Genomic DNA, 26,312 nt, shown 5'->3' with positions numbered 1-26,312 from the left:
TGCCGGTCTCGTGTTCGACTATACGTCGCTGTTGCGTGTCCTGCCAGTGGCAGTTTGCTGACTTTTTGCTCAGCGGACGCCTGCGGGTGTCCTGGGTACCGTGCGCAGGCCCCTGGGCAGCGTGGGTTCGTTGGCGGCGACCTCGACTTCGAGGAAGCTCGTCTCGTGCCGCTCCGCCTCGTGGGCGGCCTTCCCGCCGCGGAGCCCGAAGAGGCGCTTGGACAGCAGGATGTAGAGCACGGCGACGATGTTGATGACGAGCGCGCCGACGCGGGTGAACGTGATCTTCTCGGTGAGCTCGTAGATCTCGATGGGCAGGCCGAGGGAGGTGGCGACGACGGCGAAGTACTCGCCCCAGCGCTTCAGCATCCACAGGCCGACGCCTTCGATGAGCTGGAGCGCGCCGTAGAGGGCGAGGCCGGCGGCGACCCAGAGCAGGGTCCTGGACTCGGCTTCGATGACGGTCCGGATCGTGTGGATCATCCCGGACTCCTCGAACTTCCAGCCGATCTTGTCCATGAACGGCTTCAGCAGCGGCACGTCCTCGTTGAAGGCGCGCTCGACGCCGTCGCGGTGGCTGCGGAAGTGGAAGACGCCGTAGGCGGCGGCGAGGCAGAGGATGCCCTTGATGAACCGCTCGAGCGACAGCAGCCGCAGGATGAGCGCGTCGCGCAGGGCCCGGCCGCGCAGGACGATCGGCGCCCGGTCGGCCGGGCCGGTCTGGTGCGGTTCGCCGATGACGAAGTCGCCGCAGCGCAGGCAGCGCCAGGCCGGGCCGACCGGGGTGGGCGTGTGCAGCTTCTCCCGGAACGTGTCCTCCGTGGGTGCGTAGGTCACGTGCCCTTTGCGCGCGCAGGTGCGCAGGTTCCAGTCCACGCGATCTTTGATACCGCATGGGTGCACGTTTTTATGTCGTCTTTGTGCCTAGTATCGGTTCGTGACGTTCGGCGGTGTCGCGGGTCAGCTGCAGCGGTACCCGCGGGGTGGCGTGCTGGTGCTGGCTCGTGGCGATGAGCAGGACCCCGACGATGACCGCGGCGATGGCGCCGTCGAGCCAGTAGTGGTTGGCGGTGCCGGCGACGACGAGCATGGTCAGGATCGGGTGGGCCAGCCACAGCCAGCGCCATCTGCTGCGGGTGGCGTGGATGAGCCCGGCCGCGACGACGAGGGCCCAGCCGACGTGCAGGGAGGGCATCGCGGCGTACTGGTTGCTGAGGGTGTCGGTCTGCGGCGGCCCGTAGACGGAGGGCCCGTAGGCGGCGGCGGTGTCGATGAGCCCGAGCCCGTCGAGCAGCCGCGGCGGGGCGAGCGGGAACGCGAAGTGGACGAGGAGCCCGATCGCGGTGAGCCAGGCGAGGATGCGGCGGAACCGGATGTAGTGTTCGGGCCGCAGCCAGTACACGAAGAGCAGGAACGCGATCGTGGCGGGGAAGTGCACGACGGCGTAGTACACGTTCGCCGCCCGGACCAGGGCGTCGGCGTTGAGCAGCAGCTGCTGGACGGCAGCCTCGTCCGGCAGGCGCAGCACGCGCTCGAGGTCCCAGACGAAGTGGGCGTCCTCGTAGGCCGCGCCGATGCGCCCGTCGACCGCGATGCGACCCACCTTGTAGGCCAGGAACAGGCTGACGACCAGCAGCAGCTCGGTCCAGGCCCGGGGTCGTAAGCGTGTGGTGTCCCGATGTTCACCGACCCGGGCCCCCGTGTTCATCATGTGAAGCTACCTGATGTTGCGGTTCGCGCAAGATTTCTGATTCGTCGGTACTGTGTTGTGTGCCACGAATTTCGTTGAAGCTTCAATTTTGAGGGAGTCGCATTGAGCACACGGGCAGATCAGGCGATCGCCGCCCTGCGCAAGGGCCACGACGACCTGTCCGCGCTCGTCGCCGGCCTGACGACGGAGCAGCTGACCGGCCCGTCGGCGGCCGACGAGTGGGACCTGTCGCAGGTCATCAGCCACCTGGGCAGCGGCGCCGAGATCAACCTGGAGGCCGTGCAGGCCTCGCTGGAGGGCCGCCCCGCCCCCGAGTTCGAGTTCAACAAGGGCGTGTGGGCGCGCTGGGACGCGATGACCCCGCAGGAGCGCCAGGCCGCCTTCCCGCCCGCGAACGAGCGCCTGGTCCGCGCGTACGAGGCGTTCACCCCCGAGCAGCACGAGTCCCACAAGATCGATATCGGCTGGATGCCGGAGCCGGTCGACGTGGGCACCTCGGCCCTGCTGCGCCTGACCGAGTTCGGCTACCACGACTGGGACGTCCGCGCGGGCCTCGACCCGGCCGCGACGCTCGCCCCCGAGGCGGCCGCCCAGATCGCCGACCGGGTGGAGGGCCTGTTCGGCTGGATCGCCAAGCCGGCCAACCTGGACGGCCGCACCGCGACCCTGCTGGTGCGCCTGACCGACACCGGCGAGACCCTCGGCCTCAACCTGGTCGACCCGGTCACCCTGGGCGCCGCTCCCACCACCGCCGACGGCGAGCTGTCGCTGACGCTCGACGCGTGGCTCCGCCTGGCCGCGGGCCGCCTCAAGCCCGCGTACACACCGGCCGACGTGGCGATCACCGGCCCGATAAGCCTCGACGACCTGCGCGCGGTCTTCCCCGGCTACTGAGACGCCGGCACCTCCCGGGCGGGCCGGTCCTCCGGCCCGCCTTTCGCGTACCCGCTACCTCTTGCGCAGGCAGAGCACGTCGCCCTTCCTGCCCTCCTCGCCCTGCCAGTACGAGTTCGTGCTGTCCGGCCACTGCCGACACACCGACGAGAACGGGCTGATCGCCTCCCGCTGATCCTTGCCCGAAACCTTGCCGAGCACCGTGTAGTCGGCATCCGCGCCGCCACACTTGACGATCTTCAGCTTCTGGTCGCCGGGGTCGTGCAGGCAGTCCCCGACGTTGGCATTGGTGGCCGCGTCCCGGTTGAAGTACCACGCCATGCCGAGCAACAACCCGAGCAACCCGACCAACGCCAGCAGAATCACCACCTGCCGCCGCCTTCCAGCCGCCGCCCTCCCCGACCCGGCCGCTTGCGCCCCCTGACCACCGCTCGCCGCCCCGGCTCCCGTATTCGCGACGGGCGGCACCCCGCCCACCTCCGGCGACGGCTGCTGGTGCGGCACCGGCGACTGCACCCCCGGCGAGAACTCCTGCGGCGACGACGGCAGCGGGGATTGCGGCAGGACCTCGGATGCCGTCACCCCGTCCACCTCTGACCGGTGCTGCTGCGCCGGCGCCGGCGCCGGCGACGGCGGCGGCGGCGGGAATTGCGGCGCAGCGGTTTGCGACGGCGACGGTGGCGTGAACTGCGGCGCGGTTTGCGGCGACGGCGTGGTTTGCGGCACCTGTGTGGGTTGCGCCGCCGGCTCGGATGGCGGCCCGGGCTGCGCGGGTGTGGTCATGCTTGGAGCCTCCCAGGAATCAAGCGGGGATACCGGAGGCATATCGGCCCACACACCTCACCTACGCCCAACTGTCCATATTCCGACTACAGCCCCCGCCCACAACTCCGCTCCCACCACCCGTGCGGCGATCACACGCGCGCAAAGCCGCAACAGCACCAAGCCACGAAAAGTCCGCCGTGCGGGTGCGCCAGGCCATGTATGCCGTACGTCGTGCCCATGCCGTGCGCCGTGCGCCGTGCGCCGTGCGCCGTGCGCCGTGCGCCGTGCGCCGTGCGCCGTGCCCCGCGCGCTGGGCGGTCCGCCGTGCCACACCGCGCCGTGCGCTGGGCAGGGCTGGGCTGGGCGGTCCGCTGTGCCATGCCGCGCCGTGCGCTGGGCCGTACTGTGCACCGTGCCTTGCCGTGTCTTGGACTGTGCGGTGCTGGGCAGTGCTGTGGGTGGGCCGTTGCCGTGCCGTGCCGCAATGCCGAGAATCCTGCTCTCGACGCGCGGTGCCGCGCTGGACAGAGGTCAATGTCGACGCAAATCGACATCGTCGACATTCAACGACCGTAATCGCGGTACGCCGCCCGGATTCCGGCGCCCGAAGCCCTCGTCACCGCGGCGAGTTCGGCGACGGCCGGCGCCTCGGTCCGGTCCAACATCGCGGGCTCCACCACCACGATGTGCGCCGCCGCCCATGCCTGCGTCATTCACGGATTAGCCGTGGTCATCGGCTAATCGCCGCGACGACGTGGACTTCAGTCGATGTCGACCGGCGAAGTGCGGTCAGCACCGGCCCGGCCGAGCCGTTGTCCGCCGTCGCGGCCGCAATGCTCGCCGGGGCGGGCGTCGTGACCGCGGCCCGCTGCTCGGCAACGCGGGATGCGTGGGCCGCGCCCGCCGCGGCCAGGGAGCCTGCCACCCCCAGGGCCGCCAGCAGGCCCGCCAGGCCCGTCGCGCGGCGCATCACGTTGTGTCGTCGCATCTCTGCCTCCTCCGTCGCCGTTACGCAGAGTCTTTCCGCGGCGGCTGCGCCGGGCGTGGCAGGACGCTGCGACCCGGCTGGGAGGAGAGAAGCGGCGGCTGCGTCAGTGCTCGATGACGCGCCGCAGGGAGTACGTCACCGCATGGAGGCGGTGCGGCTGGCCAATGATCATGGCGGCCCGGTCATACGCCTGCCAGCCCTCGGCGCCCGCCCGGTTCAGGTGGCGCAGGTCGTTGAAGCGCTCGTCCGTCCCCCAGCGCTGCACGCCCCCGGGGTGGTGGAAGACCGCGTCCCAGTCCTCGAACTTGTCCGTGCCCAGCGTGCCGGCCGCACGGTATTCCAGTCGCGCATATTCCCATTGCGTCACGCAATCCATCATGCCTGACATCGAGCGACCCCACCGTCACGGATATCCGTGAATTACGCTGGGCAACATGGAGTACGAGGGGGACGAAGGCGTGCAGCACGAGGCCCGCAACCCCCAAACGCATGTCGAATCCGGTTCCCCACCGACGGTTGCCGACCCCGGCACACCGTCACGCTCCGGCAACCGCCCCGACACGTCCACCGAGCCGCCCGCCAAGACCGCAACTGCACCTGCCGCCGCCGAAGCCACACCTGCCGCCAAAGCAGGGACGCCCGATACACCGGCGCTCTCCGCCAACGGCCTCACCGCGCCGGCCGAGCCGCCCACCGAGGGCGCAGCAACGCCCACCACCGCGGCCGCGCCGCTCAACGCGCCTCGGCTCTCCGGCAACCGCCTCGACGCATCCACCGAGCCGCCCGCCGCAGCCGCAACGACGCCCGCCGCGGCCGCAGCGACGCCCGCCGCGGCCGCAGCGACGCCCGCCGCGGCCGCAGCGACGCCCGCCGCGGCCGCAGCGACGCCCGCCGCGGCCGCAGCGACGCCCGCCGCGGCCGCAGCGACGCCCGCAGAGCCGCGTTGCTCACCTGAGCGTGACCGGGACGTGCAGGGCCGAGCCCGCAATGCCCGCCCGCGCGACGAGCTCGGCCGCCCGTTGCCCCGCGGTGCGGCCGGCGTACCGACGATGCCCGACGACCTCGCCGTCACCCCCGACGAGGCGCTCGACCAGGCGCAGCACCTGCTCGACGCGGGCCGACCGTTCCACGCGCACGAGGTGCTCGAGGCCGCCTGGAAAGCCGCGCCCGACGACGAACGCGAGCTCTGGCGCGGCCTGGCCCAGCTGGCCGTCGGCCTGACGCACGCCCGGCGTGGCAACACCGACGGTGCCGCCCGGCTCCTCGACCGGGCGGCGTTGCGGATCGCGACGTTCGCGGACTCCCGGCCGTACAACATCGATATCGACGGCCTGATCGACTTCGCGCGGGCCGGGGGAGTGGGCACGCCCCGTCTCAGACAGTGAGCACGACCTTGCCGCCCGGGTGGCCCGTGCGCAGGTGCTCGATCGCCGCGGCGGTGTCGGCGAGGGGGAACGTGCGGTCGACTACGGGTACCACCGCGGAATCGGCCATCCAATCACGCAGCGTATTCAAGGGCTCGGCTGCGATCTTCGACATGAGCCCGGTCAGCCGCTGGCGCGTGAACGGGCTGAGCAGGCCCGCGCGCAGCTGCCGATCGGTGCCCTGCAGCCACTTCCCGCCGCCCTGTTCCGAGCCGACGATCACCAGCGTGCCGGCCGGGCCGAGTAGCCGTCGCAATGCGGAAAGTGACCGCCCGCCCCCGGTGTCGATGATGACGTCCCACGTCCCCCGCGGCTCCCCGGCCGCGTAGTCGACCACGCACGCTGCGCCGAGCGACCGCACCAGCTCCACCTTTCCGGTGGAGCACACGGCTGTCACTTCACTGCCAAGACACTTCGCCATTTGTACTGCGAACGACCCCACGCCACCGCCCGCCCCCAACACCAGCACCCGCTGTCCCGGCCGCACCTCCGCCTTGTCGCGTAACCCTTGCAGCGCCGCCACTCCGGAGCACGCGGCCGCTCCCGCCTGGACGAAGGAGACGTTCGCGGGCTTGAGGGCGAGCCGGTCCTCATCGGACGCGGCGTACTCGGCGAACGTCGCATCCCCGACCCCGAACACCTCGTCCCCGACCCGCAGCCGCGTCACCTGCGCCCCGACCGCCGCGACAACTCCCGCCACATCCATCCCGAGCCCAGCCACCCTGGGCCGCCGCAGCCCGAACCCGGCCGCCCGGATCAGGTACGGCCGCCCCGTAGCCAGATGCCAGACCCCCTGATCAACCCCGGCCGCCCGCACCGCGACCAGCACACCCCGCTCCCCAATCTCCGGCGTCGCAACATCCCTGACCTCGAGCGCCGCCCCGTACCGCTCCCGCACGACAGCCTTCATCCCGCTACCGCCACCCGAGGAGCCGCAGCCGCCAACCGCAGCCCGGCCCCCACGGCACCGCCCGGCAACGCATGGCCCGCACGCACGGCCGACCGCACGGCGGTCCTGGGCCCGGCACGCTCCGCAGTGTCCACGTGCACGGCCGGCTCCGCATTGCGCATCCGCACAGCTGGTTGCGCACGCCCCGTGTATTTGGTCGCTTGCACCGTGTGCACGTATACGGCCTGCTGGGCGAGTAGCAGGCTGCCGAGTCGCGCCTTCTGCCTCGGGCGGCCGACGTGCTCGAGGTAGCCGACGTGCTCGAGGTAGCCGAGGTGCTCAAGGCGGCCGAGGTGCTCAAGGCGGCCGGGGTGCTCAAGGCGGCCGGGGTGCTCAAGGCGGCCGGGGTGCTCAAGGCGGCCGACGTGCTCGGCGCGGCCGACGTTGTTGCTGTCACGACCGCCGCACCGCTGATCGACTGCCCGCTGCGGCCACGCCAGCCCGGCGAGGCGAACCGGCGGCGGGGCGAAGCACCTGGTCACCGCATTGGATCGAGCCCTCATGCCTCCTCCTCCGGATACTGAAAAACCGTTTCGAGTGGTACTCCGAACGCGCGCGCGATCTGAAAGGCGGCCTCGAGCGTCGGCGAGTACTTGCCCTGCTCGATCGCGTTGATCGTCTGACGGGTGACGCCGATGCGCTCCGCCAGCTCGGCCTGCGTCATTTCGTTGTGGGCGAACCGCAGCGCCCGGATCGAGTTCGTGACGCGGGTAGGTTTTCCCACGCTCACATCCCCCGCCGGTACGCAACGATCTTCACGACCGCCGACACCACCGCCGCGAGCGTGAACGACAGATACAGCGAGTTCGCGATCCAGAAGTACGGCGCCTCGCGCACGGCGAGCGCCAGCGGCACGATCGCGGCCCCGCTCATGACGTAGAACCCGACGTACTCCCCGCGCTGCCCGATCGCCCGGTCCCGCTCGTCCACGGGCTCCTTCCGCCCGCCCCCAGCCGCGAACGCCCCGGCCACTCCATTGAGCACAATCGAAGCCGACACCGCGATCATCAACGCCCGCCCGTACTCACCGGCCGCAACGCCACCAGCAGGCGCCCGCGCAAGCAACACGATCGCGTAGCTAGCCGGCACGACCACCGCGACAACGGCATAAATCCAGGCCCGCTTCTCCTGGTACGACATGGCACGCCCCACTTCGCCGAGTGTCAAACATCTTTGACACGTTGAAGGTAAAGCGAACCCGACACCATGTCAAGAATCCTTTACACGACACTGTAGGCAAGATCCCAACTCAAACGCCGACCGCGCCGCGTCTCAACATCGGCGCCCAGCGCATACCGTCAACGCCAGCGCGAACAAGGGCCGCGGACCACGGTCGACATCAGCGGCTAGCGCAGACAGTCATCAACGTCGACTGGCGGCGCGGACGGGCATCGACGTCGACCGGCGGCGCGAACAGTCATCAACGTCGACTGGCGGCGCGGACGGGCATCGACGTCGACCGGCGGCGCGAACAGTCATCAACGTCGACCGGCGGCGTGGACGGGCATCGACGTCGACCAGCGGTGCGTACAACCGTCCATGTCGACCGGCCGTGCAGGGTAATCGCCAAAGTAGGGCGCCGGTGGCTATCGATGTCGACGGCGACGGGCAGCTGGGCCATCCGCAACGTGAGTGTGCCTGGGCATCGGGATCGACCCGGAGGTTTGGCGGCCGCCGTCGGCGTTGGCTTCGTCCTCGACATCAAGCGCCTTGCGCGGGGCTCGTTGTGGTGCGAGGTGCGTCGCGCAGGGCCGTTGTGGTGCGAGGCCATTTGCGCGGGGCTCGTTGTGGTGCGAGGCGCGTCGCGCAGGGCCGTTGTGGTGTGAGGCGCCTCGCGCAGGGCCGTCGTTGTGTGAGGCGCCTCAAGTGTCACGCGAAGTGCGGCGACCGGCCGTCGGGTGCGAGGCGCCTTGTGCGGAGCTCGTCGTGGTGATCGGCGGCGCTGGCTGTGGCGTGCGGCGGTCGTCGATGTTGACGAAAATCGACGGTGAGGGGGGCTGAGGTGCTACGAGGCGGTGGCCGTGCGTTCTACGCAGATGTGGAACGCCTCGATCCGGCGGACCACGTGCATCAGGCCGGCGAAGTCGACCGGCTTGGCGATGTAGTCGTCGACCTGGAGGGCGTGGCTGCGTAGGAAGTCCTCCTCGGCCGTCGAGGAGGTCAGGACCACGACCGGGATGCGGTTCAGAGCCGGGTCGGCGTGGATGACCTTCAGGACCGTGCGGCCGTCGATGCCGGGGAGGTTCAGGTCCAGCAGGATGATGTCGGGGCGGGTGGCGGTGGGGTCTGCGGCGGTGCGGCGGAGGAAGCGTAGGGCCTCGGCGCCGTCGGTGCAGACGGTCAGGCGGTTGCGGAGCTTGTTCTCGTCGAACGCATCGCGGGTGATGAGCACGTCGCCGGGGTCGTCCTCGATCAGGAGGATCTCGATCGGGACCGGCCGTGCGCTGCTCATCGTGCCCCTTTCCCCACCGGTCGCTCCACAGTAGCGCTTTCGGCAAAACCCGTGCCCGAGGCCCCGTTCCGGGTCGGCGACCGCTAGGTTCTACGCGTGGGGTTCGAGATCGGCACGTTGAGCGGCGGGCACGGTGTCGTGCACGCCGAAGGTGAGCTCGACGTCGGCAACGCCGCCGAGCTGCGTGCGGCGGTCAACGCCGCCCTGGATGCGCAGCCGACGCTCGTCGTCAACCTGGCGGCTGTCACGTTCATGGACTCGGTCACGCTCGGCGTGCTCATCGGCGCGTACAACCGGGCCCGCGGTGCCGGGGGCGCGTTCGTGGTCGTCTGCACCGACGAGCGGGTCAGCCGCATCTTCCGGATCACCGGCCTCGACCAGGTGTTCGTGATCGTCGACTCCATCGAAGCGGCGTCCGAGGTCCTGTGATCCGGGTGCGGGAACACGACTCCCGGCGCGAACAATCGAGCTGCGACGCCAAGCCCGGGCTCCGACGCTGACGCAGGTTCCGACACGCACTCAAGCTCCGGCGACAACTCGGATGCGGCGCAAAACGCAAGCCCCGGTCGCAAAACGCAAGCCCCGGTCGCAAAACGCAAGCCCCGGTCGCAAAACGCGAGGTCCGGCCCGGCAACGCGAGGTCCGCCCCGGCAACGCGAACTCCGGCCCGGCAACGCGAACTCCGGCCCGGCAACGCAAGCTCCGGTCAGGAAACGCAAGCTCCGGTCAGGAAACACGAGCTCCGGTCGGAAACACGAGCGCCGGCCCCGGAAACGCAACGTTCGGCCCGGAAACGCAAGGTCTGGCCCGGAAAAGCGTGCTCCGGCGTGGGCAAGCGTCAGAAGCCCTCCGAAGGCGGCGCCGAGAGGTGCAGCACCTCGTACGGCCCGCGGTGGGCGGCGCTCCACAGTTCGAAGCGCAGCAGTTCCCACCGTGACGGGTCGTAGGCCACGATCGCCGTATGCAGGTACGCGCCGACAGCCGGCGCCGGTAGCTCCGCACCCCACTCGAGCGGGGTGACCGTACGGGTCGCCGACAGGGGCGGTTGATCGCGGGCCGGGCCCCGGACCGCCGAGACGACCGTCCAGTGCTGGACCGCGGGGCGTCCGAAGTCGCGGACAATGTGCTGGAAGCCGCCGCCGCTCAGCAGGAACTGCGTCATCGCCGGGGCGGAGTTCCACACGTAGAACGGCGCGTACTCGTTGACCGGGGAGCCGTCCACGCCCGCGGTCCGGATCAGGTACGCCTTGAAGCCGAGGCCCTCCCGGTCGTCGAGCGCGTGGCCGTTGCGGCGCACGCGCTCCCGGATGATCCCCATGTCGTAGTCGGTGGGCAGGGGCAGCGAGTACTGCATCGCGTCCATGCCGTACATACTAGTAGGTACAGAGTCCGGGGCTCGGACTGTCAGGCGGACCGCAGGATGGCGTCGATCTCGGCGATCTGCTCCTCGGTGTGCCGGCCCAGGATCAGGTCCAGCTCCAGACGCTCGGCCGGCGTCCGGTAGGAGCCGATCTCGCGAACCAGCTGGCGACGGGCGCGTCGGGCCTGGATGCGGCCGCTGATCGCCGTGCGCACGCGGCGGGTGGTGGTCTCCATGTGCTCACTCCATTCTCTCGCAACTGCGTCTACTGTATCGATTCAGAAAGATCATCGCAGGCAGTTCAACACAGTTGCGGGAGTGATCGCGCGCACGCATGAGCTGAGCAGCGCAAGCAGCGGCCGGATGTGCGAGAGGTCACCCGGCCGACGGTCCATCGGCCCCGAGCCGGGCCCGACTCTGCCGCCAGCGCGGGGGGATGGGTACAGCCACGAGCAGGTCCGGCGGGGGGTGGCGTGGCTAGGGCAGGTCGAAGCCGTTGTGGGTGATGGCCTCGGAGTACCAGCGACCGCTCGCCTTGATCGTGCGCTCCAGGGTGGCGTAGTCGACGCGGATCAGGCCGAAGCGGCGGCTGAACCCGAACGCCCACTCGAAGTTGTCGAGCAGTGACCAGACGAAGTACCCGCGCAGGTCCACCCCGGCCAGGATCGCCTCGTGCACCGCGGCGAGGTGGCCGCGCAGGTAGCCGATCCGCTCCGGGTCGTCCACGCCACCGTCCGGGCCGGGGCGGTCGTCGTAGGCGGCGCCGTTCTCGGTCACGTAGAGGGGGCGGTCGCCGTAGTCGCGGCGGATGCGCAGCAGCAGGTCGCGCAGGCCGGTCGGGTCGACGGACCAGCCCATGTGCGTGACCGGGCCCGGTGTCGGGTGGAACTGCACGGCCTGCGCGGTCGGGTAGCAGGTGCCGTGGTCCAGGACGCCCGCGGGTGCGGCGGAGACCAGGTCCGGCTGGTAGTAGTTCACGCAGACCGCGTCGACCGGGGTGGAGATCGTCGCCAGGTCGCCGGCGCGGACGAAGCCCCAGTCGGTCAGGTCGCGGGTGTCCTCGACGGTGTCGGCCGGGTAGGAGCCGCGCAGGATCGGATCGAAGAAGATGCGGTTCAGCAGGCCGTCGATGCGGCGGGCGGCGTCGGCGTCCTCCGCGCTCGCGGTGAGCGGGCGCACCGCCCCGGCGTTCAGCGCGACGGACAGCGTGCCGGTGGCCCCGGACGCGCGCAGCGCCTCGATGCCCAGGCCGTGCGCGAGCAGCAGGTGGTGGGTCGCGGTCAGGGCGTGGACGTGGCCGCGCCGGCCGGGGGCGTGGCCGCCGGTGCCGTACCCGAGAAATGCCGAACACCACGGCTCGTTGAGCGTGTTCCACATGGCCACCCGGTCGCCGAGGCGGGCCCCCATGACCGCGGCGTAGTCGGCGAAGCGCAGGGCCGTCTCGCGGCTGGTCCAGCCGCCGGTGTCCTCGAGCTCCTGGGGGAGGTCCCAGTGGTAGAGGGTGGCGACCGGCTGGATGCCGGCGGCGAGGAGCTCGTCGACCAGGCGGTCGTAGAAGTCGAGGCCGGCCGCGTTGACGCCGTGGCCGCCGGCGGGGCGGATGCGGGGCCAGGCGATCGAGAACCGGTACGCGGACAGGCCCAGCTCGGCCATCAGCTTGACGTCCTCGCGGAACCGCTCGTAGTGGCCGGTCGACACGGCGCCGGTGTCGCCGCCGGTGATCCTTCCCGGCTCGGCCGCGAACGTGTCCCAGATCGACGGGGTACGGCCGTCGGCGTCCACGGAGCCCTCGATCTGGTACGCGGCCGTGGCGGCGCCCCACCAGAAGGTCGAGGGAAAGGTCAGCCGGACCGGCTCGGCCTGGACCACCGTGGTGCTCACACGCATCAACCCCTCAGCGTTCGGTCGACTCTGGCCTCGTCGATGGCGTCCGAGCCGGCCGGAAACGGTGCTTGGAGAGCGCTCTCCAAACTGTGTGACCAGACTGCGACCGACGGTGGCCGGTGTCAAGGTCTGGTGGCAGCGTGGGCGCCCTCGAAGTACACCCGCTGGGTCTTTGGGCCCTTGACACGGCGGAAACGGCGGGGCAACACTGCGTGCAATCGGAGAGCGCTCTCCAAACCGCCGCCGCGCTCTCCCAAACACCCCGCAAGGAGCCCCCGTGCATCCGGCGCACACCGCCTCCGCCCCCGCATGGCGGAAACTGCTCACCTCGCGATGGCGCATCGTGCTGGTTCTCGCCGTCGTCGCCGCCGTCGCCGTCGTGGTCGCGCCGTTCGCGCGGGCCGCCGACGGCCTGATCTCGCAAGGCAAGCCCGTCACGTCCTCGTCGGACCAGGCGCCCGACGTGGCCGCGAGTTTCGTCAACGACGGCAATGCGGGGACCCGCTGGAGCAGCCAGTGGAGCGACCCGCAGTGGATCCGCATCGATCTCGGCGGGACCGCCACGATCAGTCAGGTCAAGCTGAGCTGGGAGGGCGCCTACGGGAAGGCGTTCCAGGTCCAGACCTCGACCGACGACCAGAACTGGACGAACATCTACAGCACCACCACCGGCACCGGCGGTGAGCAGACACTCAGCGTGACCGGAACGGGACGGTACATCCGGATGTACGGCACCGTCCGCGGCTCCGGCTACGGCTACTCGCTGTACGAGTTCCAGGTCTTCGGGACGATCGGCACCACGAACCCGACCGGCGGCGCGTGCAACACCGCGGCCAACGTGGCCCAGGGCAAGACGGCCACCGCCTCCTCGTCGGAGGGCGCCGGCAACGGCCCGCAGTACGCCGTCGACGGCGACGCCGGCACCCGCTGGTCGAGCGCGTTCAGCGACCCGCAGTGGATCCAGATCGACCTCGGCTCGACCCAGTCGATCTGCCAGGTCGTCCTGCAGTGGGAGTCCGCCTACGGCAAGGCGTTCCAGATCCAGACGTCGGCCAACGGCACCGCCTGGACCGACATCTACTCCACCACCACCGGCACCGGCGGCACGCAGACACTGAGCGTCACCGGCAGCGGGCGCTACATCCGCCTGTACGGCACCGCGCGCCCCGGCGGCTACGGCTACTCGCTGTGGGAGTTCAAGGTGTACGCGGGCGGCGGCGGCACGACCTCCAACCCGCCGAGCTCGCCCCCGCCGACCTCGACGTCCCCGGACCCGACCAACTGGACGACGGTCTGGACCGACACCTTCGACGGCGGCGCCAACACGTCACCCTCCGCAGCCAACTGGCTGCTGCGCACCGGCACGCAGTTCCCGGGCGGCGCGGCCAACTGGGGCACCGGTGAGGTCGAGACGGCCAGCAACAGCACGGCCAACGTGTACCTCGACGGGGCCGGCAAGCTCAACATCAAGGCGATCCGCGACGGGGCCGGCAACTGGACCTCCGGTCGCCTGGAGACCCAGCGCACCGACTTCCAGGCCGCGCCGGGCGAGCAGGTCAAGTTCACCGCGGTGCTCAAGCAGCCCGACGTCGCCAACGGCGCCGGCTACTGGCCGGGCTTCCGGGCCACGGGCGCCGCGTACCGCGGCAACTACAACAACTGGCCGGGTGTCGGCGAGACCGACATCATGACCGACGTCAACGGCCGCAGCCAGCTGGCGCAGACCCTGCACTGCGGCACCGCGCCGGACGGCGTGTGCGGCGAGTACAACGGCCGCTCCTCCGGGCTCGCCTCGTGCGTCGGGTGTCAGACCGGTTACCACGAGTACACCCAGGTGATCGACCGGACGAAGACCGACGAGGAGATCCGCTTCTACCTCGACGGCAAGCAGTCCTGGGTCGTGCGCGAGAGCCAGGTCGGCGTCACGGCCTGGAACAACGCCGTCCACCACGGCTTCTACCTGCGCTTCGACCTGTCCGTCGGCGGCTCGCTGCCCAACGCGATCGCCGGGTTCACCACCCCCACCCCGAACACCACGTCGGGCGGCGTCCTCGCCGTCGACTCGGTGACGGTGGCGAAGTCGACAGGCACCGCGCCGGCCGCGATGACCGACCCGGCCACCCCGGCCGGTCCGAGCGTCGTCAAGGTGACCGGCAGCCAGGGCAACTGGCAGCTGCAGGTCAACGGCCAGCCGTGGGAGGTCAAGGGCCTCACGTACGGGCCGCCGCAGGGTGCGGCGGACGGGTACATGCGCGACCTGAAGAACATGGGCGTCAACACCATCCGGACCTGGGGCGTCGACGACGCGCAGACCCCGGAGCTGCTCAACCGGGCCGCCCAGCAGGGCATGAAGGTCGTCGTCGGGCACTGGCTGAACCAGGGCGCCGACTACGTCAACGACACCACGTACAAGAACAACACGAAGACCGAGATCGTGAACCGGGTCAACGCGCTCAAGAACAACCCGGGCGTGCTGCTGTGGGACGTCGGCAACGAGGTCATCCTCACGATGCAGGACCACGGGCTGTCCGCGGCCGACGTCGAAGCGCGACGGGTCGCCTACGCCAAGTTCGTCGACGAGCTCGCGGTGGCCATCCACGCGGCCGACCCCAACCACCCGGTGACGTCGACCGACGCCTACACCGGCGCCTGGCCGTACTACAAGGCGAACTCGCCGCACCTCGACCTGCTGGCCGTCAACTCCTACGGCGCCATCGGCAACATCAAGCAGGACTGGATCAACGGCGGGTACACGAAGCCGTACATCGTCACCGAGGGTGGTCCGGCCGGCGAGTGGGAGGTGCCCAACGACGTCAACGGGGTGCCGAACGAGCCGACCGATCTGCAGAAGCGTGACGGGTACACGGCCAGCTGGAACGCCATCAAGTCGCACCCCGGCGTCGCCCTCGGCGTGACCGAGTTCCACTACGGCCTGGAGAACGACTTCGGCGGGGTCTGGCTCAACACCTACCCCGGTGGCTGGCGCCGTCTGGGTTACGGGGCCTTGAAGCAGGCCTATTCGGGTACCCCACTCGCGAACACGGCCCCGCAGATCACCTCGATGACCGTCAGCAACCAGACGGCCGTCCCGGCGGGCAGCCAGTTCACGGTCAACGTGGCCGCGAGCGACCCCAACGGCGACACGATCCGCTACAACCTGATGGCCAGCGACAAGTACATCACCGGCGGCACCGGCTTCCGCAACGTGAACTTCACGCAGAGTGGCAGCTCGTTCACGGTCACCGCGCCGGAGAAGCTGGGCGTCTGGAAGATCTACGTGTACGCGTTCGACGGGTTCGGCAACGTCGGCATCGAGACCCGCTCGTTCAAGGTGGTCGCGCCCTCCATCCCGGGCACGAACCTGGCCCTGAACAAGACGGCGACGGCGTCGAGCTACCAGCCGACCGGCACCAACGGCCCGCAGCTGCCCTCCCTCGCGGTGGACGGCAACTACGGCACCCGCTGGGCCAGCGAATGGGTCGACACCGCGTCGATCACCGTCGACCTGGGCTCTAAGCAGACCTTCAACAAGGTCTTCCTGGCCTGGGAGGACGCGTACGCGAAGGGCTACCAGATCCAGACGTCCGACGACAACGCCACCTGGACGACGATCTGGTCGACCACGTCCGGTGACGGCGGGTTCGACGACGTCAACGTCAACGGCAACGCACGGTACGTGCGGATCAACGGGCAGGTGCGGGCGACCACGTACGGCTACTCGCTCTGGGAGTTCGGGGTGTACCGCTCGTAGGAGCGCCCCGCCGGGCCGCAGCGTCATGGTTCGTCCTCGACGCTGCGGCCCGGGCGGGAGCGGGAACCGCTGATCCCGGCCGATCGCCGGGTCCCGAATTGCCGGCGAATTGCACTGAAAGCGCTCTCTGGGCCATTTGCCTGGAGAGCGCTTTCCGGGCGTCGTGCTATAAACCTTCGTGATGAGCGGTACGGAGCGAAGCGGAGTGGCCGCGAACCGGAGGCGCAGGGCGCAGCCCGCGCCGGCGCCGGAGCCCGCGGAGGTGTCGGCGTGAGCGACAAGCGACGACCCACGCTGGAGGACGTGGCGGAGGCCGCGGGTGTCTCCCGCGCGACCGTCTCGCGGGTCATCAACGGCGTGCGCAACGTCGACCCGAAGCTGCACGAGATCGTGTGGCAGGCGGTCGACGCCACCGGATACGTGCCGAACCGGGCCGCCCGCTCGCTCGTCACCCGGCGTAGCGGGACCGTCGCGCTCGTCGTGTCGGACTCGGTGTCCCACGACGACGACCCATTCATGCGCCGGTTCTTCGCCGACCCGTTCTTCGGCCGGATCGTCGGCGGCGTGATGAGCGTGCTGCGCCCGAAGGGCATCCAGCTCGCCCTGCAGATCGTCGGCACACAGGAGGCCCGCACCCGCCTGGTCGGCGACCTCGGCCAGGGCCAGGCCGACGGGGCCGTGCTGCTCTCCCTGCACCCCGAGGACACGCTGCCGCAGCAGCTGTGCGACGCCGGGATCGCCGCCGCGCTCGTCGGGCGGCCGGCCCAGCCGGTCCCGATCTCGTACGTCGATCTGGCCAACGACGCCGGCGGTGCGCTCGCCGCCGATCACCTCGTGGGTCGTGGCTGCACCCGGCTCGGCATGATCACCGGCCCGGCGCACGTCCCGGCGTCCCAGGACCGGCTGACCGGGTTCCGCCAGGCCCTGGCCCGGCACGGGCACGCCTGGTTCCCGACCGTCGAGGGCGGCTTCACCTACGAGTCCGGCGAATCGTCGCTGCTCATGCTCATGAAGCAGTACCCCGACCTGGACGGCGTGTTCGTGGCCAACGACCTGATGGCGCAGGGTGCACTCATGGCGCTGCGGTCCCTGGATCGGCGGGTGCCGGAGGATGTCGCGGTGATCGGCTTCGACGACAGCAGCGCCGCCCTGGACGCCCGGCCCCAGCTGACGACTGTGCGCCATCCCCTCGAGGACATGGCGGCGGAGACGACCCGCCTGGTCCTGGCCCGCATCGACGATCCCGGGCTGCGTGTCGAATCCGTGATTTTCGACCCGAAGCTCGTCGTGCGTCAGTCGGCGTAGATGCTTGCCGACATCGACGTGTCGACAGCGCTCGTCGCCGGCCTGGTGCGCGAGCAGCACCCCGACCTCGACGGCGAGCTGCGGCCGGTGGCGGCGGGCTGGGACAACGCCATCTTCCGGCTCGGCGCCGACCTGGCCGTGCGCGTGCCCCGCCGGCAGGTGGCCGCGGCGCTCATCGAGCACGAGCAGCGATGGTTGCCGCACCTGGCGCCGCGCCTGCCGCTGCCGATCCCCGTGCCCGTCCGCAACGGCCGGCCCACCGTCGGCTACCCCTATCCGTGGAGCATCACCGCCTGGATCACCGGCACCGTGGTCACCGCCGTGCCGGTCACGCAACGCATCCTGTTCGCGGAGCAGCTGGCCGGGTTCCTCAACGCCCTGCACCGGCCCGCACCCCCGGACGCCCCGGCCAACCCGGTCCGCGGCGTGCCCCTGGCCACGCGGTCCGAGGCGATGGCGGAGCGCTTCGCATCCGGTCGTGTTCCTCGATTACTGCAAAAACTCTGGACAGACCTGACGCTTGTACCGCCCTGGCCCGATCGACCCCGCTGGGTCCACGGCGACCTGCACGCGGCGAACCTGCTCGCCGGTCCCGACGGGCGCCTGGCCGCGGTGCTGGACTTCGGCGACCTCACCGCCGGTGACCCGGCCACCGACCTGGCCGCGGCGTGGCTGGTGTTCGACGCGCCCGCCCGTGCCCGGTTCCGCGGCGCCCTCGATGTCGACGAGGACACGTGGCAGCGGGGCCGGGGGTGGGCGCTGAACATGGCGGCGGCGATCGCGGCCGACCCGACCGGGGCGCCGGAGATGCACGCGATGGCCGCCCACGCGCTGCGCGAGGTTGCTTGACCGTCCCGGCTACGGTCCCGGCCGAGCCCGTGTCGGAGATTTGTTGCCGCTCGCAGCCGATCGAGCCCGCAGAGTGTTGCCGCCCCTGACCATCCACTCGCTCAGCCGTCGTCCGATCGGCGCGACGCGATCCGAGACGCAGTCCGGGCCCGCGGAGCCGGGATCGGAGAGCGCTCTCCCAAGATTGCTCCGGACGGCGCTTCCGTAGCCTTTTCGGTTGTTGACAGGGGCTTGGTGAGCCGCGAGACTGAGTTTACGGAGAGCGCTCTCCAATGGATCGGGTGCCGGCGGGGAGCGCGAACCGGGGCGGTCAGATCAGCGGGTCAGCGGGCCCGACGGGGGATGACTGGGGCGTTCGGCGAGGGCGTACGGCAACGGTGGTTCGGGTGGTCATCCAGGCGGGGGCCGCCCGGGAGCCCCGGTTGCCTCCGGCGCCCGCGAGCGGACGGCGTCGCGCGGCCCTGCGCCGGGTGTTCCGCCCACAACCGTCGTGGCGGTGACCGGGTTGGGGTCTCCGCCATCGGATCCGCGGTTGCGGCGCTCCACCACGGGCTCGGGTGCCCGGGAGCGCCGCAGCCCCGGGCATCGAGGGTTCCCCGGATACCGCTCTCCCACCACAATGAGTCACACGACAACTGCACATCGAAGGCACAGGAAGGCCGCACCGCCATGCGACGTCGACACCTGCCACTTCGCCCCGCCCCCGCTGCGGCCGCCTCACCCGCGATCGCCCCGGCGATCCCAGCCGTCCGCTCCCCAGCGGCCCCGGCCCCAGCCATTCAGGTTCCGGCCGCCATGCCCGTCGCCGCAGTCCCAGTCGCTGCAGTCCCAGTCCCGGCGGCGCGCGTCTCTGCCGTCTCAATCCCGGCCGTCATACCCGTGGCCCGAGTCCCCGTCCAGGCAGCCCCCGTCCGAAAAGTCCCCGTCCAGGCGGTGCACGTCCAGGCGGTGCGCGTCCCGGCTGCTCCCGTGCCGACCGCTCCCGTCCCAGCGGAACGAGTCCTGGACGTCCCGGCCTTCGTGCGGGTTCGCGCCTTCCTGCGAGTCCCTGCCTACCTGCGCATTCCGGCCGTCCTGTGCATGGGGACGGTCCTGGTCGTGCTCGGCGGATGCGGGGCCGGCACGCAGTCCGCCGCCCCGCCGCCGGGTGGGCCGGTGGCCGTCGTCGCGTCCGAGTTCGGGGGTACCGACCTGGCCTGGGTCGAGCTCATGATCCCGATGGACGAGCAGCTGCTGCCCGTCCTGGACCTGGTCACGGCCAAGGCGGCCGACCCGGGGCTGGTGGCGGTGGCGGGGGAGTTGCACGGGGTGTACTCGGCGGAGCTGCCGCGCCTGCGGGCCATCTCCGATCAGGCCGGACTGCCGACGGACAGCCCGCACAAGGGTCACAAGATGCCGGGGCTCGTCGACGCGGATCGGCTTGCGGCGCTGCGGGCGGGTACCGGTGAAGCGTTCGAGAAACAGGCTCTCGACATCCTCCGCGAGCACCTCACCCAGCTCGCCAATCTGGCCGGCTCCGAGCTGACCAACGGCACCAGCCCCACCGTCAAGGCCCTGGCCCAGCAGGTCGCCAAGACCCGCGGTGACGCCAACGCCAAACTCCCCGCCGCCGCAACGAACGGCTGACCCGCCGACCAACACCCAGCCCGGACCGCGATGACCGGAGACCGTCGGATCAGAGCCCCTATGGCCACCGCCAAATCCGTTACGAAGCGACGCCGGTACAGAGCGCAACGCCGAAGCGCCAAGCCCAGCGCAGTAGCGCCCAGCCCAGCGCAGTAGCGCCAAGCCCAGCGCCGGAGTCCGACGCCGCAGCCACCAGGCTCAGCACCGCGGCGCCAGGCTCAGCACCGCGGCGCCAGGCTCAGCACCGCGGCGCCAGGCTCAGCACCGCGGCGCCAGGCTCAGCGCCGCAGCCACCGTGCGCGGCGCCGCGGCGCCAGGCTCAGCGCCGCAGCAGTGGCCGGCTGACCAGGGCGACGAGCGCCGCAATGGCGCCCGCGAAGCCCAGCAGTGCCACCGGCGCGCTCACCACCTGCGTGAGCACGCCCAAGCCCAGGACGGGAACGGCCAGCCCGAGGTACCCGCCCAGGAACAGCCCCGCCAGCGCCTCACCGCGAATCCCCGCCGGCGCCAGGTCGACCACCGTCGAGATGCCGCCCTTGAGCAGCGCCCCCGCCCCCGCCCCGGCCAGGACGCCGCCGAGCAGGAACGCGGTGAGCGACGCGGTCCACACCGCCGCCGTCACCGTGGCGAGACCGAGGACGATCAGGAGGAGGCCGGTGCCCAGCTGGGCCCGGATGGAGCGGCGGCGCAGCAGGACCTGGGCCACCGCGCCGGAGCCGAAGACCAGCGACGCCACCGCGCCGGCCAGGGCCCGGGACGGGTGGTGCAGGGTGCCGGCGACGAAGGCGGGGGCGAGGGACGTGAACAGGCCCAGGACCGACAGTGACGCGAACGCGCCGGTCGCGGCGGCGAAGTAGCGGGGCCGGGCCGCCGCAGGCACGCCGACGCGTTGGGGGCGGTACCGCCGGGCCGTTGCGGCGACCGTCTCCGGGGCCAGGGCCACCGCGAGCGCGGCCGCCAGCAGCAGGCCCAGGAACACCAGGTACGGCGTGCGCAGCGGCGCCCCCACGTACTGCGCGAGCAGGCCGGACACGACCGGCCCGAACGCGAAGCCGCCCAGGTTGGCCACCGTCGCCACCAGGTCGCCGCGGGCCCGTGACGCGTCCGGGCGGGCCTTGGCGTGCAGCTCGGAGAGGTGCGCGGTCGCGGTCGCCGTGATCATGCCGATGCCCAGGCCGGACAGCACCCGGGCCACGATGACCACGCCGAAGCCGGTCGACGTGAGGAACAGCACCGCCGAGACCGCCTCGAGCAGGACGGCCGGCAGCAGGATCCGGCGGCGCCCCAGCCAGTCGGAGACGTGGCCGGCGAGGAACAGCGACAGGATGACGCCGAACGCGTAGGCGGCGAACGCGATCGTGACGGCGATGGTGGAGTACCCGTCGTGGCGCTGGTAGATCGCCCACAGCGGCGTCGGGACGACGGTGAACGCCAGGGAGACGGCGAAGGCGAACGCGACGGCCCAGAACCCCTGCTCGTGGCTGAGGCGCCGGCGCTCGGTCTGGGCGGCGGCGGCCGGACGGTCGATCACGGTGGTCATGATGGCAGGTTGCCTCGGCGCGGCCAGCACCGCCAACGAATCTTCATGCTCATGGCGATCACGAAACGTGATAGATCTAGCGGCGTGGAACTGCGGCATCTCGTGTACTTCGTGACGGTCGCCGAGGAGCGCAACTTCACGCGCGCGGCCCAGCGCCTGCGCGTCGTGCAGTCCGGGGTCTCCGCCGCCGTGCGGGCCCTGGAGCGCGACCTGGGCGCCCGCCTGTTCGAGCGCACCTCGCAGCGGGTCGTCCTCACCGACGCCGGCGCCGCCCTCCTGCCCGAGGCCCGGGCCACGATCGACGCCGCCCAGGCCGCCCGCGACGCGGTGCAGGAGGTCGGCGGCGGGCTGCGCGGCACCCTGCGCATCGGCACGCTCATCTCGGTGCCGTTCGTCGACCTGCCCCGCCTGCTCGGCCGCTTCCGGGCCGACCACCCGGCCGTCGACCTGCGCCTGCGGGCCGCCCCGACCGGCTCCGCGGGCCTCGCCGCCAGCCTGGCCGACGGCGAGCTGGACGTGGCGTTCCTCTCCCTGCCGGGCCGCCCGCCCGCCACCCTGTCCCTGCGGACCCTTGCCGAAGAGCCGATCGTGGCGGTACTCCCGGTGGCCCACCCCCTCGCGCAGCGCGCGACGCTGGACCTGGCCGACCTGGCCGACGAGCCCTTCGTCGACTCACCGCCCGGCTACGGCAACCGCACCGAGGTCGACCGCGCCTTCGCGGCCGCGGGCCTGGCCCGGCGGGTGGCAGTGGAGGTCGCGGACATCGCCACCGTGAAGGAGTACATCCGCGAAGGTCTCGGCATTGCGCTGATTCCCCGCTTCTCGGTCCCCGACGAGCCCGCGCTGCGCGTCATCCCCATCACCACCGCCCTGCGCTGGACGTTCGCCGTGGCCACGGCCACCACCCGCCGCCCCACCGCGGCGGTGCGGGCGCTGCTGGGCCTTGTCGAGGAGTATCGGTGACCGAACGCCTCTTGCCCCGCGGGCACGGCCTCGACAGCATGAGCGGGACGCGACCGCCGCCTGCGTGGAGCAAACGATGACGTCTCGGCCCGCCCTGGTGATCGGTACCGCCCCCGGTGACGACGGGTCGCCGCTCAGCGCGGCACTGCGCGAGTCCGGCTACGCCGTCACCGAGCTCGGTGCCGGCCCGGAGGCGACCCGCAACCGCTGCCTGGACGCGATCGAGGCGGCGCTGGAAGGGGTGCCCGACGGCGCGACGCTGCTGGTGTACCTCGCCGGGCCGGTCGTGCGGATCGACGGCGCCGACTACGCGGTGCCCGCGGACGCCGGACGCCGCCGCCCGGACCGGCTGATCCCGCTCGACCTCGGCGCCGCAGCGGGGGCCGTCGTGTGCATCGCCGGTGAGGGCTGCACCGGGGCGCTGGCCCGGCGACTGCGGCGGCACTCGGCGGCCGCGACCCTCGGCGAGGTCCTCGCGGGCACCGGCGCCGTGTGGTGGTCCAACCGGCCCGACGCGCTGGAACTGGTCGTCTGCGACGCGGTACCGCCCGTCGACGACTGGCCCGCCCGCGCGGAAGCGGCCCGGCTGTGGACCCTCGCCGGCGACGATCCGGCCGCGGCCCGCCTCCGCAGCACCGTGCGCGACCAGGTGACGGCGCACGCGCGGACGGTCCGGCAGCGGCGGGCCGCCCTCGCCGAGCGGACCGGGCTCACCGACCGCTGGAGCGACGACGCGCATCCGCTGCGGGTCCTCGACCGGCTGTACGAGCTGCTCGAGCCGGCCCGGCTCCCCGCCGCCGACGTGGCCGCCCTCGTCGCCGCCCCGTTCCGCCGGGAGGCGGCGCTCGCGCAGCGCCTGGACGACGTCGAGCCCGACCCGGCGCGGCTGCCCCGCCGCGCCGCCCGGATGCCCGAGGCCGAGCGCAACGACCTGACGATGTGGCTCGCCCACCAGGCGGCCGACCCCGGCGACGACGACCCGCTGCTCCGCCTCGCCGGCGTCCTCGCCGCCGACCCGCGCCGGATGAGCGCGGTGCTCGCCGACCACATCGGCGGCCCCGAGCCGATCGACCTCGCGCAGGTCCACGAGACGCTGGCCACCGCGATGACCTGGCACCGCCGCGGCGACGCGCTGGTCCTGGCCGCCGAGTGCCCGCACCCGGCCCTGTACGCCGCGCTCGACGACCTGGTCGCCGAGGCGGCACGCGCGTGCCGGCCGGTCCGCGGCCTCGTCGCCGGCGCCCCGGCCCGCTGCGAGCAGGATCTGGCCGGCGAGGAACTCCCGCGCTTCCAGCCGGCCGGCGGCGGCGACGCGACGAGCGCGGTCCTGGAGCTGTACCGCAATGCGCGCGACGCCTGCCGCTTCACCCACGCGGGCCGGATCGTGTTCCGGCAGGGCGTGGACGAGCAGGGCCGCGAGTACCTCGAGTGCGAGGACAACGGCGCCGCCCGGGCCGCGTTCCCGGGCGCCGGCGCGAGCATCGCCGACGAGGCCCTGATCTGGACGACCGCCGGCGACAGCCGCCTGCACACCCGCATCCCGGCCCACGGCGGCCTGTACCGCATCCACCGCGACACCGGCGGCCCCGAGACCGCCGGCACCCGGGTCCGGCTGGTCCTGTCCGCCGGCGTGGCCGTCGACGTCCACCAGATCCTGGCCGCGCACCTCGTTGTCGCCGCGGACACCGTCGAGGTCCACCGCGCCGGCGCCCCGATCGCCCGCTGGGAGCCCGGCGTCCCTCGCCACCCGGACCTCGTCCGGTCCCGGCCGCGCGCGGGCGCCGACCGGATCTGGTGGATCGACGGTCCCGCGATGCTCCTCGCCGGCGGCCTGCTCGCCGCCCGCCCGGCCGAGCATCACGGCTGGATCGCCGACCGCACCGGCGACGACGACGCCTGGGTCGCGGCCGCTGTCGCCGCGAGCGTGCCCCGCCTCGCCGGGTGGGACGGCTTCACCTACCGGTGGCTGTGGTCGGTCGCGACGGCCGAGCCCCGGCTGGCCCAGCTCATCTTCGAATGGCACCGGTCCGAGCGCCTCGCGCTCGACGCGTCCGCACCCCGCGAGCCCCTGACGCTCGGCGCCGTCGGGTGTCTGGCCCAGGACCTCTCGGTGGTACTGCGAGCCACGCACCCCGCAGCCGCCCGCCTCACCGGCTGGCGCCGCGCCGTCTGGGGCCGCACCGGCACCGACGCGCTCGCCCCGGCCGACCCGGCCGGGTTCCCGGTCCCCGAGCCGCTCGACGGCTACGTCCTGCAGCTCATCGACGAGGTGCACGCCCAGGTGACGGCCGGGCTCGGCGCCGGACCGGGCCCGAGCCCGCTGCCGGCACCGGCGATCCGCACCAGCGACGTGCGCTACCGGGCCCGCCGGTTTGTGCTGACCGGCCTCGACCTGGCCCGGGCCCGCCCGGTCGGCAGCGGCGACCCGGTCGCCACCCTGCTCGCCCTGGGCTGGCCGCCGGACGACGGCCCGGCCTCGGTCCGGCTCCTCGTCGCCGCGGCCCGCCTGGGTATCGCGCTGCGGGTGGCCGCGAAGTGGTTCGGGGCGGGCCCGGAGCAGGGCTTCGTCCCCGACTGGTACGACGTCGCCCTCTTCGCCGCCGACTCCGGCCACACCGGCGCACCCTGGCACCCGGCCGTCTCCCACCGCCGCCTGCAGTGGGCCCACGACAACTGGGACCTGACCGCCGACGAGCTGCGGTTCCGGGCCGACCGCCTCCGCGGTGCGGGATACCTGGTGGCGTTCTGGACCGCCCAGGACGAGCCGGCCACCGACCCGGTCACCGACTTCGTCCGGCACCTCACCGAGCCGCCGGACCCGCAGCGGATCGCCGGCCTCGCCCGCGACCTCGGCACGACCGTCGCCGAGGCCCACCAGCGGGTCACCGACGAGGCCGCCCGGCTCAACGCGCCGCCACCGGCCCCCCTGCGCGGCCCCGTCGAGCGGGTCCACCCGGCCGAGATCCTCATGGCCGCGGCGGAGCAGGGCCGGCCCCTGCAGCAGGCCGCGGCCGGCCTGCCCCTGGCCCAGCCGATCCCCGCCGCGGCCGGCGTCCTGCACCCGGGGCCCGACGTCGCCGCCGCGCTGGTGCGGGTCACCGGCGGGCACGGCGAGTGGCAGCCCCTGGCCCCGCACGTCCTGGCCCGCCTGGCCGAGCGGTCCGGGCGGACGCTGGAGCAGCAGCTGAGCGCCCTGGCCCCGTACCGCCACCTCGGCGCCCCCGTCCCGGCGATCGACCCGGCGAGCGCCGGCTACCGCCCCGACCCCTACGACGCGGCGCTGATCGAGGCCGCGATCGCCGGCCCGCACGACTGGACGGTGGCGCCGCTGCGGCTGGTCCTCGCCGCCGGCCGGTACGGGCTGGCGATCCGCGACGCGTACGCCCGCCTGGCCCGGTTCCGCTCCTACGGCCTCACCCTCGACGTCGACGGCGACGCCTGCCCGGACGGCCTGGTGTACTGGCCCGACCCCATCGTCCTCAGCGAGTTCTACGACGGAGCCGAGCCGGCCGTCCACGGCACCGTCGGGGCGCCCGCGATCCGAGCGGCCGCGGCCGCCGTGCGCGAGAAGCCGGCGGAGACCAGGGAGCGGCTGGTGCGGTACCAGCGGATGTTCGGTCTTGTCGTGGAGCAGTGCTGACGCTTTATCCGCACCCAACCGGCCCGGCGCACGGTAGCCCGTAGATACCTTCGGTCGGGTAGACGACCTCCGTGATCGGGCGCGCACGCTCGGTGATCTACTGGAGCTGCGGCCCTCCGTTCGTGATCTCCAGGGTCCTCTCAGGGCCCGGGTTCGGGGACGGCCCGGGGTTGCGGCCCGGATGTGGGTGGGCACGCCGTCTCCGTACGGT

General features: G+C 72.1%; 24 protein-coding genes. 10 read left to right on the top strand and 14 right to left on the bottom strand.

Going from position 1 to position 26,312, the window contains the following annotated elements:
• Nucleotides 1-69: 69 nt before the first annotated feature.
• Together Dvina_RS34465 and Dvina_RS34460 are read right to left on the bottom strand one after the other, a co-directional pair.
• Nucleotides 70-876 carry a DUF2127 domain-containing protein gene (locus Dvina_RS34465; protein WP_223093454.1) on the bottom strand — a complete coding sequence of 269 codons (807 nt, stop codon included), beginning with the start codon at nt 874-876 and terminating at the stop codon, nt 70-72.
• Nucleotides 877-907: 31 nt separating this feature from the next.
• Nucleotides 908-1,711, bottom strand: coding sequence for a phosphatase PAP2 family protein (locus tag Dvina_RS34460; protein WP_223093453.1), 804 nt, complete (start codon nt 1,709-1,711; stop codon nt 908-910).
• Nucleotides 1,712-1,813: 102 nt separating this feature from the next.
• Here Dvina_RS34460 and Dvina_RS34455 point away from each other — a divergent pair, with 102 nt between their 5' ends.
• The gene (locus Dvina_RS34455; protein WP_223093452.1) at nt 1,814-2,605 is read left to right on the top strand and encodes a maleylpyruvate isomerase family mycothiol-dependent enzyme; all 792 of its coding nucleotides are present in this window, start codon (nt 1,814-1,816) and stop codon (nt 2,603-2,605) included.
• Nucleotides 2,606-2,659: 54 nt separating this feature from the next.
• Here Dvina_RS34455 and Dvina_RS34450 read toward each other — a convergent pair whose 3' ends face one another.
• The 4 genes from Dvina_RS34450 to Dvina_RS34435 form a co-directional block, all read right to left on the bottom strand.
• Complete coding sequence (locus Dvina_RS34450; RefSeq protein WP_223093451.1) at nt 2,660-3,388, bottom strand: LppU/SCO3897 family protein; 729 nt, start codon at nt 3,386-3,388, stop codon at nt 2,660-2,662.
• Between the two features lie 545 nt (nt 3,389-3,933).
• The gene (locus tag Dvina_RS34445) at nt 3,934-4,083 is read right to left on the bottom strand and encodes a hypothetical protein (protein WP_223093450.1); all 150 of its coding nucleotides are present in this window, start codon (nt 4,081-4,083) and stop codon (nt 3,934-3,936) included.
• Between the two features lie 17 nt (nt 4,084-4,100).
• Nucleotides 4,101-4,358, bottom strand: a complete 258-nt coding sequence (locus Dvina_RS34440; protein WP_223093449.1) for a hypothetical protein — start codon at nt 4,356-4,358, stop codon at nt 4,101-4,103.
• Nucleotides 4,359-4,461: 103 nt separating this feature from the next.
• On the bottom strand, nt 4,462-4,725 hold the full coding sequence (locus tag Dvina_RS34435) for a hypothetical protein (protein WP_223093448.1): 264 nt from the start codon (nt 4,723-4,725) through the stop codon (nt 4,462-4,464).
• Nucleotides 4,726-4,816: 91 nt separating this feature from the next.
• Here Dvina_RS34435 and Dvina_RS34430 point away from each other — a divergent pair, with 91 nt between their 5' ends.
• Nucleotides 4,817-5,743, top strand: coding sequence for a DUF309 domain-containing protein (locus tag Dvina_RS34430; protein ID WP_223093447.1), 927 nt, complete (start codon nt 4,817-4,819; stop codon nt 5,741-5,743).
• Here Dvina_RS34430 and Dvina_RS34425 read toward each other — a convergent pair.
• Entirely contained in the window at nt 5,733-6,692 is a 960-nt protein-coding gene (locus Dvina_RS34425) for an NAD(P)-dependent alcohol dehydrogenase (protein WP_223093446.1), read from the bottom strand. The genes Dvina_RS34430 and Dvina_RS34425 overlap by 11 nt on opposite strands.
• A 278-nt stretch (nt 6,693-6,970) precedes the next feature.
• Between Dvina_RS34425 and Dvina_RS34420 the strand changes: the two genes are divergently transcribed.
• Complete coding sequence (locus Dvina_RS34420) at nt 6,971-7,255, top strand: hypothetical protein (RefSeq protein WP_223093445.1); 285 nt, start codon at nt 6,971-6,973, stop codon at nt 7,253-7,255.
• On the opposite strand, the gene Dvina_RS34415 is transcribed toward Dvina_RS34420, so the two are convergent.
• The 3 genes from Dvina_RS34415 to Dvina_RS34405 form a co-directional block, all read right to left on the bottom strand.
• Entirely contained in the window at nt 7,231-7,455 is a 225-nt protein-coding gene (locus Dvina_RS34415) for a helix-turn-helix transcriptional regulator (protein WP_223105871.1), read from the bottom strand. The genes Dvina_RS34420 and Dvina_RS34415 overlap by 25 nt on opposite strands.
• 2 nt (nt 7,456-7,457) lie before the next feature.
• Nucleotides 7,458-7,883, bottom strand: a complete 426-nt coding sequence (locus Dvina_RS34410; protein ID WP_223093444.1) for a hypothetical protein — start codon at nt 7,881-7,883, stop codon at nt 7,458-7,460.
• 853 nt (nt 7,884-8,736) lie between these two features.
• Nucleotides 8,737-9,183: a response regulator gene (locus Dvina_RS34405; RefSeq protein WP_223093443.1), complete on the bottom strand. Its 447-nt coding sequence runs from the start codon at nt 9,181-9,183 to the stop codon at nt 8,737-8,739.
• A 96-nt stretch (nt 9,184-9,279) separates the two neighbouring features.
• Between Dvina_RS34405 and Dvina_RS34400 the strand changes: the two genes are divergently transcribed.
• Nucleotides 9,280-9,612 (top strand): STAS domain-containing protein, encoded by a 333-nt coding sequence (locus Dvina_RS34400; protein WP_223093442.1) that lies wholly within the window; start codon nt 9,280-9,282, stop codon nt 9,610-9,612.
• A 409-nt stretch (nt 9,613-10,021) separates the two neighbouring features.
• Here Dvina_RS34400 and Dvina_RS34395 read toward each other — a convergent pair whose 3' ends face one another.
• The 3 genes from Dvina_RS34395 to Dvina_RS34385 form a co-directional block, all read right to left on the bottom strand.
• The gene (locus tag Dvina_RS34395; RefSeq protein ID WP_223093441.1) at nt 10,022-10,546 is read right to left on the bottom strand and encodes a DUF4865 family protein; all 525 of its coding nucleotides are present in this window, start codon (nt 10,544-10,546) and stop codon (nt 10,022-10,024) included.
• Nucleotides 10,547-10,587: 41 nt separating this feature from the next.
• The gene (locus tag Dvina_RS34390; RefSeq protein WP_223093440.1) at nt 10,588-10,779 is read right to left on the bottom strand and encodes a hypothetical protein; all 192 of its coding nucleotides are present in this window, start codon (nt 10,777-10,779) and stop codon (nt 10,588-10,590) included.
• Nucleotides 10,780-11,020: 241 nt separating this feature from the next.
• Nucleotides 11,021-12,430 (bottom strand): GH1 family beta-glucosidase, encoded by a 1,410-nt coding sequence (locus Dvina_RS34385; RefSeq protein ID WP_223093439.1) that lies wholly within the window; start codon nt 12,428-12,430, stop codon nt 11,021-11,023.
• Nucleotides 12,431-12,704: 274 nt separating this feature from the next.
• Between Dvina_RS34385 and Dvina_RS34380 the strand changes: the two genes are divergently transcribed.
• The 4 genes from Dvina_RS34380 (at nt 12,705) to Dvina_RS34365 (ending at nt 19,958) form a co-directional block, all read left to right on the top strand.
• Nucleotides 12,705-16,178 (top strand): galactose-binding domain-containing protein, encoded by a 3,474-nt coding sequence (locus Dvina_RS34380; protein WP_246655512.1) that lies wholly within the window; start codon nt 12,705-12,707, stop codon nt 16,176-16,178.
• Nucleotides 16,179-16,448: 270 nt separating this feature from the next.
• Nucleotides 16,449-17,483 (top strand): LacI family DNA-binding transcriptional regulator, encoded by a 1,035-nt coding sequence (locus Dvina_RS34375; RefSeq protein ID WP_223093438.1) that lies wholly within the window; start codon nt 16,449-16,451, stop codon nt 17,481-17,483.
• The gene (locus Dvina_RS34370; RefSeq protein WP_223093437.1) at nt 17,484-18,332 is read left to right on the top strand and encodes an aminoglycoside phosphotransferase family protein; all 849 of its coding nucleotides are present in this window, start codon (nt 17,484-17,486) and stop codon (nt 18,330-18,332) included.
• Nucleotides 18,333-19,301: 969 nt separating this feature from the next.
• The gene (locus tag Dvina_RS34365; RefSeq protein ID WP_223093436.1) at nt 19,302-19,958 is read left to right on the top strand and encodes a DUF305 domain-containing protein; all 657 of its coding nucleotides are present in this window, start codon (nt 19,302-19,304) and stop codon (nt 19,956-19,958) included.
• A 319-nt stretch (nt 19,959-20,277) separates the two neighbouring features.
• Here the strand turns inward: Dvina_RS34365 and Dvina_RS34360 are convergent, their stop codons facing one another.
• A complete protein-coding gene (locus tag Dvina_RS34360; RefSeq protein ID WP_223093435.1) occupies nt 20,278-21,498 on the bottom strand; it encodes an MFS transporter in 1,221 nt (406 codons plus the stop codon).
• Nucleotides 21,499-21,582: 84 nt separating this feature from the next.
• Here Dvina_RS34360 and Dvina_RS34355 point away from each other — a divergent pair, with 84 nt between their 5' ends.
• Both Dvina_RS34355 and Dvina_RS34350 read left to right on the top strand, forming a co-directional pair.
• Nucleotides 21,583-22,461 (top strand): LysR family transcriptional regulator, encoded by an 879-nt coding sequence (locus Dvina_RS34355; RefSeq protein ID WP_223093434.1) that lies wholly within the window; start codon nt 21,583-21,585, stop codon nt 22,459-22,461.
• 76 nt (nt 22,462-22,537) lie between these two features.
• Nucleotides 22,538-26,101 (top strand): HD domain-containing protein, encoded by a 3,564-nt coding sequence (locus Dvina_RS34350; protein WP_223093433.1) that lies wholly within the window; start codon nt 22,538-22,540, stop codon nt 26,099-26,101.
• Nucleotides 26,102-26,312: the final 211 nt, after the last annotated feature.

The sequence above is a fragment of the Dactylosporangium vinaceum genome (assembly GCF_019904175.1).
Taxonomy (GTDB): Bacteria; Actinomycetota; Actinomycetes; order Mycobacteriales; family Micromonosporaceae; genus Dactylosporangium; species Dactylosporangium vinaceum.
The sequence above is the reverse complement of the archived record's forward strand: the minus strand, read 5'-3'. Positions and strand labels throughout refer to the sequence as shown.